Here is a 6,805-nt window from a genome sequence, read left to right as displayed (position 1 = left end):
ACTCAATCAACACAAGATCCCGGTCTAGTGACCTAAGTAATTCTTCCAATTCCCTCATCCGCTTTCGATAATAAAATAAGTGGCTTACTCAATTCTACGCATTCTTTGTCTCTTTTCCTATACACTGAGGAAGAGCCTATCTCGTATGCAATCCAAAAAATCAAACTCGAGAAGAGTGAACGACTCCTCGAGAAGAGGTTCTCTTTATTTATGGATAAACTGCCCGGTGCCGTATTCATTTCTGATAGTGACCTGAAAACTTCATACTTCAATGACTTCGCAGCCAGAGTCTTTGGTTTCAGAGAAGACTGGAAAGGAAAGGATCCCGAAGCCAACTATCCCGGAGAACTCGGCAAGCTGATACTTGAAGATGATAGAAGGACTCAGAACGGGGAGAACATCGTGAGGGAAGAGAGGGTACTCGATACCGATGGCAAGGAAAGGATCCTCTATGTTCAGAAGTTTCCAATTGTTTCAGAAGAAGATAAACCGATGGTCGGTGCAATCGCCATGGATATTACCGAATGAAAGCTCGCAGAGATGGCCCTCACCAGATTGGGAAGAGTCATTGATCTTTCAGTGAATGAGCTATATATATTCGATCCAGAGACTCTGAGATTTCTTCAAGCGAACAAGAGTGCTCTAGAAAATTCAGGGTACTCTCTTGAAGAGTTGCGAAAGATGACTCCACTAGATCTGAAGTTGGAGATGGATAAAAAGGTCTTCGAAGATATTCTCTTTAGGCTCAAAATAGAACCGGGAAGTTACGAAGTCTTCGAAGCCTTTCACATAAGAAAGGATGGCACCAAATATCCCGTTGAAGTAAGACTGCAGCTTCACGAAAATGAATACGAACGTGTCTTTGTTGCCATTGTCCTGGATATCTCCGAGAGAAAGACCGCCGAGGAATCGGTGAAGAAAAGTATTGAATCACTGATAAATACTTTGTCTTCCCTTGTTGAAGCGAGGGATCCCTACACTTCCGGCCATCAGAAACGTGTGAGCGAGCTTTCAACTGCCATCGCCCGAAGGCTCTTCCCCGATACTGAACTTCACAAGGACACTATTGAATCGATTAGAGTTGCGGCTTTGCTTCATGACATTGGAAAGAGTGCAGTACCTTCCGAGATACTGACAAAGCCAGTGAAATTGAACGATCTCGAGTACGACCTCGTCAAAGAGCATTCCAGTAAGGGCTACGACATCTTGAAGGGAGTTTATTTCCCTTGGCCCATAGCGGATATTGTGGTCCAGCACCATGAAAGACTTGATGGCTCCGGATATCCAAATGGGCTGAAGGGAGAGGAAATCAGAATTGAAGCTCGAATAATCGCCGTTGCCGATGTCGTTGAAGCCTTGTCTTCACACAGACCTTACAGAGCCTCTCTTGGTATAGAAAAAGCACTTGAAGAGATAGCACGGAAGTCAGGAAAACTCTACGACCTGATGTCCGTAAATGCTTGTCTGGGAATTTTCAAAGAGGGCTTCGAATTCACTCCATGAACTATGTCAGTTCCTTATACAACGACATGAAGTGTAATCTCGGTTCTCTAGGCAAATCTTCGTTCTAGATGTTCAAGATAATACTTCACTGCTGAAGCGATGTTTTCAAGAACTCTACAGCTTACCCTGTCGATCTGGCGTGTATCTCCAACGGCGACAAACTCTTCAAAATAATCCCTGGAAAAATCTATTTTCGAATGCGAAGAAGAGCTTTCATGAACTATTCTTTTTATTGGCCTCTCAATTTCAGGGAGAATGCGTAAGGCCCTTTTTCTGGTTGTCTTTACCATGTCTGTAAGTCCATCAAAGACACCGGCTTCGACTTCTCTTACTGCTCCTATGAAAGGTGCATACTCTCTCCACAATCGGTAGCCAATGTACCTGTCATGAAATTTATGGTAACTACTGATCTTCTTGAACTGGCTCCCGTAAAAAAGAGGGATCTTCAGAATTTCGGAGAGAGTGCCCGGGGAAGTATGATAGGGTGTTCCGTTGTCCTCAAGATAGTGAATCGCTCTGGCTGCAAATCTTAAAGCCCAGTACTTGTCATTCTTACTCATAGCAAGCTGACTCATCCTGTCGAAATGAAGAAATCTCTTCGTGACCTCGCCAAATCGAAACAGTATGCGATATTCTTCATGACGCCAGGATGCGCTACTACCCATTAATTTTTGCATGGGCGAGAGAATAAGTTCTCTATCCATTCCAAAATCGGGTTCGTATGAATAGACCGTAATTATCTGCCAGGCAGGGGCTTTGCCATCTATCGGAGAACGGTTATCGAAGAAATCCACATGAAGCTCTCTGTCTGAATCAGAAAGATAAGGCTTCCCCAAATAATCTTCGAAAGCACTCACTGATTGATTGTACGGACCGGGATCAAAGGATCCATATGTATAAGGAGTTATAGTTACTTCCTCAGAAAGAAAACTGCTATTCAAGTTCAAACAATTGTAAGTCAGAACATCATGACCATCCATCTCAGCTCTTGATAACCCAGGCGCTCTCCTTAGAAAAATACAGATCCGTTTCCTTTCCTACAACGGGGAACTTTCTCTCAATCGGGTTGAAAGTCACAGCATTGAGTACCTTTCCATCGGGAAGCTCAATTTCGTACTCGACATTCGACCCCAGAAAGACGTATTTCAACACCTTTCCACTGAGAACATTGATCTTGTCTTCTTCTCTGTCCGACAAAGACTCCGGTCTCAAGACTATCCTTACACCGTCTCCAGGAGAGAGCTCTCCACCCTTTCTGCCCACAAATTTCTTTCCCAGTGAACTGGATGAAACAGTTACCGAGTCTCCATCGATGGATTCCACCTCGCAGTCAATGAAATTGACTCTGCCTATGAAATCCGCTACAAAACTGTTCTGGGGTCTAGCATAGATGTCGAACGGACTCCCGATCTGCATAACCTTCCCGTCGCTCATGACAACAATTACATCTGAAATGCTCATCGCCTCGACCTGGTCGTGAGTTACATAGACGCTGGTAATATTGACCTCCTGTTGAATTCTCCTGATCTCAAGCCTCATAGACTCCCTCAATTTCGCATCGAGATTAGAAAGCGGCTCATCGAAGAGCAGAACGCTTGGTTCCATAACCAGACTCCTTGCAAGTGCCACCCTTTGTTGCTGACCCCCCGACAACTGATCAGGTCTTCTCTTTTCAAGTCCCTTGAGGCCGACGAGATCAGTCATTTCCCTTATCTTCTTCTTCATGGTGCTTCTGTCCAATCTCTTGAGCTTCAAACCAAAAGAAATATTCTCTTCCACAGTTAGATGAGGGAAAAGAGCGTAACTCTGGAAGACCATCGAAATGTTCCTCCTGTTGGGAGGCAGATTTGTGACGTCCTTTCCATCCAGCAATACGCGCCCATTTGTGGGAACTTCAAAACCAGCGATGATCCTCAACGTAGTAGTCTTGCCACAACCAGAAGGCCCCAGAAGCGTTACCAGTTGTCCTCTTTGGATCTCCTGATCGAAATCGTCTACGGCAACTGTTTCTGTCCCGTAGCTCGTGAAGACCTTTCTCACATTTCTTAATACTAGACTCATCAAATCACCCCTGTCCCGCCGTTCCAGCGCTGGATAGACTAATTTTGTTCTTCAGGAAGATCTTCAGTATCAGAATGAAGCCCATAATCATACCGATCAACAGCACGGAAAAAGCACATGCTTCCGATAGACGTCCGGAATCGCTCTGACTCAGTATTTGAACCGTTATCAGGTTCCATCTGGCAGAAACAAGAAATATCGCCGCGCTGATTGCAGTCATCGCTCTAACAAAGGCAAAGACCAAAGCAGAGAAAAAGGCCGGCATAATTAGAGGTAGCGTCACTTTCGTAAAAACCTGCCTGTTATCTGCTCCAAGTGTGTATGCCGCCTCTTCTATCGCCGGGTCTACCTGGTTCAACAACGCAACTCCCGACTGTATTCCAACGGGTATATATCTGAAGACGAAATTGAGCACGAGTATTGCCAAAGTACCAGTTAGCAGCAACGGAGGCTTGTTGAACGCAAGAATATAGCCTATTCCTATCACGGTTCCAGGAACTGCAAAACTCAGCATGGAGGTGAACTCCATAACCCTTCTTCCGGGAAAGACCTTACGTACAAGCAGAAAGGCAATTATCATACCAAGTACGGCAGATATTGGGGTAGATGTGAAGGCAATCACCAGAGTATCCTTTATCGCTTCCAGTCCTACATCAAAGACGTATCTGAAATTCTCTAGAGTGAAGGTGTTGTTCATCCCCCACGCCTTAACGAAAGCTCCCCAGAAGATAGTTGCATAAATGGTAAGAGTGAAGACCGCAATTAGCATACAGAGAGAGAATAAAATCCATTTCACCGGCTTGCTGACGCTTTTGAGGACAGAGGTTGTCGGTTTCCCTGTAACCGTAACGTACTTCTTCTTTCCCACCCAGTATTTCTGAATTATGAACGCAACGATGGAAGGGAATAGCAACCAGACCGCCAGGGCAGCGCCGCCTCTAGTATCGAACATCCCGGTAATTTGCAGGTATGCTTGAACTGAGAGCACGGGGAATTTGCTGCCTGCAAGAATCAAAGGATTTCCAAAGTCGGCGAGCGATTCTATGAATAGAACAAGCATTGTGCTTGCAATACCTGGAACAGACATCGGAAGAATTACTTTCCTGAATGCCTGCCATCGGTTTGCACCGAGATTGAAGGCGGCATCTTCAAGCGTTGGACTGATAGTTCCTATAACGCCGTCCAGTGTGATGAAGGCAACCGGAAAAAAGCAGACCACCTGAGCCATCATGAGGCCCCATAAACCGTATACAGGGAAATTTCTAATTCCAAATATCCCGGCAGTAATGATCCCGTTGAATCCAAATAGCATTATGATCGAAAGCGCGCCAATAAACGGCGGGAAGACTATAGGCAGAACCGCAACAGTTCTGAAAAAGCCCTTCAGCGGAATGTCCGTTCTGTTAAGAGTGTATGCAAACAGATACCCGACAAGCATTCCGAATACTGCCGTAAGGCCAGCCACCAAAAGACTGTTGAAAAAGCCCTGCCTCATGTATCGATTCGAAAAGGCATGACTGTACGCGCTTAGGTCAAATCCGCCATCCTTGTTGGTCATACTAACCGCAAAAACCCTGAAAAGGGGATAGACAATGAATATGGCCAAGGCGGCGAATATAAGGATTATTATCAAAAGCAGAACTGGATCCCTAAGAAGATTCAGAAACCTATTCTTTGCTTCCTCTCCCCTCATAGCCACAGGACGACCTCCTATTAAAGAGGGGGATTTCTCCCCCTCAAAGCAACTCTAAGTGATCGTTAGTATGGAAGTACTTCGTTAATCCATCTCTCGATAAGTCTGGTCTTGTTTTCTGCGGCCCACGAAGGATCAACAGAGAGAAGATTGATCGTTGAAAGCGGCTGCAGGCTTCCGAAATCGACATCGGGTCTGATGGGGTAGAAGTATGTCTTCTGGTCTACTACCTGCTGCTGCCCAGCTCTAGAAACTACCCAGTCGATAAGCTTCTGAGCATCGGCAAGGTTCTTGGCTCCCTTAAGAATCGAGACTGAAGCCACTTCGTAGGGCACTCCCTCCTTGGGGAATACGACGGACACAGGATATCCTTGTTCCATGAACTGGAAGAAGGCCGGCGTAAACTGGATTCCAAGCGCAACCTGACCAGGGCCGACGGCCTTGGAAGGTCCGGTTCCGCTCTGTGTGTAGGTCTGGATATTTGGAGCGAGATTCCTCAGATACTCGAAAGCTCCGTCTTCACCGTAAACCTTTACTAAACCAGTGATCAAGCTGTAAGCAGTTCCAGAAGACTGGGGATTCGGATACTGAATCATTCTGCTGTATTCGGAAGCGAGGAGATCTTCCCAGGATTCCGGTAAGGAGGCCTTTATCTGCTCTAGGACGGATGTATTAACTCCAATGCCAAGAGGATTCATATAAATCGGATGGTAATAACCCTCAACGTCATAGAATTCCGGCGAGACGCCGTAAACACTCAACGTCTTGTAGGCCTGTGTTAACCCACGCTCTTTTGCAATAATATGGTTTTCCAGTGGAGCGCCAAACCATACATCGGCCTGTGGATTGCTCGACTCGGCTTCAATTCTTGCCAAGGCAGGCCCCGAAGAAAGGAAGACAAAGTCAACTTTGATCCCCGTGTCCTCAACAAATGCATTCAAAATCTTCCTCGCATTTGCCTCATCAACACTGGAATAAACCACGAGATTTGCAAAGGCTGATGCAACAAACACTAAAAAGATCGCAAGGATAAGAACTCGCTTCATACAAACACCTCCTATTAGCGTAACTACATTCTATCATCTGAACAGTTAAGCTGAATCCCTCCAAACTAGTTCCTATGGGTTTTGAATACATCGAATCAGTCAAATAGCCTCCCTCAAACTCAACTTTGACAGCAATGAATCTGAAAACAGCCAAACAAGGGAAAAAATGAAAAGAAAAACAGACGTACCACCACAGTGGTCTATTATGCAATCTCTTTGAGTAGATCCGGTGGTCTTATTTTGAGTGCTTTGAAAGCGTCGTAAGCATTGTTCATCATTTCAGTCCTTGCAAGAAAGCGTTTGCCTTCTACAGTTAGCTCAACCGCCCTTATCTCTTTCAAGTCTTCAAGCATTTCTGCGTAAGAGAAAGTACTTCCAATCTCTTTCAGCTTTCTGCATAAGGCAGTTTCCATTACAAGTGCAAGGAAACAAATCATTATGTGGCCCTTCACCCTCATGTCTGTGTAATGGTATATAGGACGAAGATCGAGTCCGCTCTTCA

At 45.4% G+C, this 6,805-nt stretch carries 6 protein-coding genes and 1 pseudogene; 2 read left to right on the top strand and 5 right to left on the bottom strand.

Features of this window, described 5'->3' with window-relative positions:
* Nucleotides 1-105: 105 nt before the first annotated feature.
* Nucleotides 106-528: a PAS domain S-box protein gene (locus tag B3K42_RS11705; protein WP_258367332.1), complete on the top strand. Its 423-nt coding sequence runs from the start codon at nucleotides 106-108 to the stop codon at nucleotides 526-528.
* Nucleotides 529-555: 27 nt separating this feature from the next.
* A complete protein-coding gene (locus B3K42_RS11700) occupies nucleotides 556-1,503 on the top strand; it encodes an HD-GYP domain-containing protein (protein WP_258367331.1) in 948 nt (315 codons plus the stop codon).
* 47 nt (nucleotides 1,504-1,550) lie between these two features.
* On the opposite strand, the gene B3K42_RS11695 is transcribed toward B3K42_RS11700, so the two are convergent.
* The 5 genes and pseudogenes from B3K42_RS11695 to B3K42_RS11675 form a co-directional block, all read right to left on the bottom strand.
* On the bottom strand, nucleotides 1,551-2,483 hold the full coding sequence (locus tag B3K42_RS11695; protein ID WP_110990702.1) for a hypothetical protein: 933 nt from the start codon (nucleotides 2,481-2,483) through the stop codon (nucleotides 1,551-1,553).
* 1 nt (nucleotide 2,484) lies between these two features.
* Nucleotides 2,485-3,564: an ABC transporter ATP-binding protein gene (locus B3K42_RS11690; protein WP_110990701.1), complete on the bottom strand. Its 1,080-nt coding sequence runs from the start codon at nucleotides 3,562-3,564 to the stop codon at nucleotides 2,485-2,487.
* 4 nt (nucleotides 3,565-3,568) lie between these two features.
* Nucleotides 3,569-5,257 carry an ABC transporter permease gene (locus B3K42_RS11685; RefSeq protein WP_258367333.1) on the bottom strand — a complete coding sequence of 563 codons (1,689 nt, stop codon included), beginning with the start codon at nucleotides 5,255-5,257 and terminating at the stop codon, nucleotides 3,569-3,571.
* A 65-nt stretch (nucleotides 5,258-5,322) separates the two neighbouring features.
* Nucleotides 5,323-6,303 carry an ABC transporter substrate-binding protein gene (locus B3K42_RS11680; protein WP_110990699.1) on the bottom strand — a complete coding sequence of 327 codons (981 nt, stop codon included), beginning with the start codon at nucleotides 6,301-6,303 and terminating at the stop codon, nucleotides 5,323-5,325.
* A gap of 203 nt (nucleotides 6,304-6,506) precedes the next feature.
* Nucleotides 6,507-6,805: pseudogene (locus B3K42_RS11675) on the bottom strand (IS1634 family transposase); the annotation flags it as partial.

The organism is Mesotoga sp. UBA6090, from assembly GCF_002435945.1.
GTDB lineage: Bacteria > Thermotogota > Thermotogae > Petrotogales > Kosmotogaceae > Mesotoga.
Note: the sequence above shows the minus strand (reverse complement) of the source record. Positions and strands in the feature narration are given on the sequence as shown.

Bases quoted from the DNA above. Each gene is read 5' to 3' on its own strand.
- B3K42_RS11695 (WP_110990702.1), bottom strand. From the start codon at position 2,483: ATGGATGGTCATGATGTTCTGACTTACAATTGTTTGAACTTGAATAGC.
- B3K42_RS11690 (WP_110990701.1), bottom strand. From the start codon at position 3,564: ATGAGTCTAGTATTAAGAAATGTGAGAAAGGTCTTCACGAGCTACGGG.
- B3K42_RS11685 (WP_258367333.1), bottom strand. From the start codon at position 5,257: ATGAGGGGAGAGGAAGCAAAGAATAGGTTTCTGAATCTTCTTAGGGAT.
- B3K42_RS11680 (WP_110990699.1), bottom strand. From the start codon at position 6,303: ATGAAGCGAGTTCTTATCCTTGCGATCTTTTTAGTGTTTGTTGCATCA.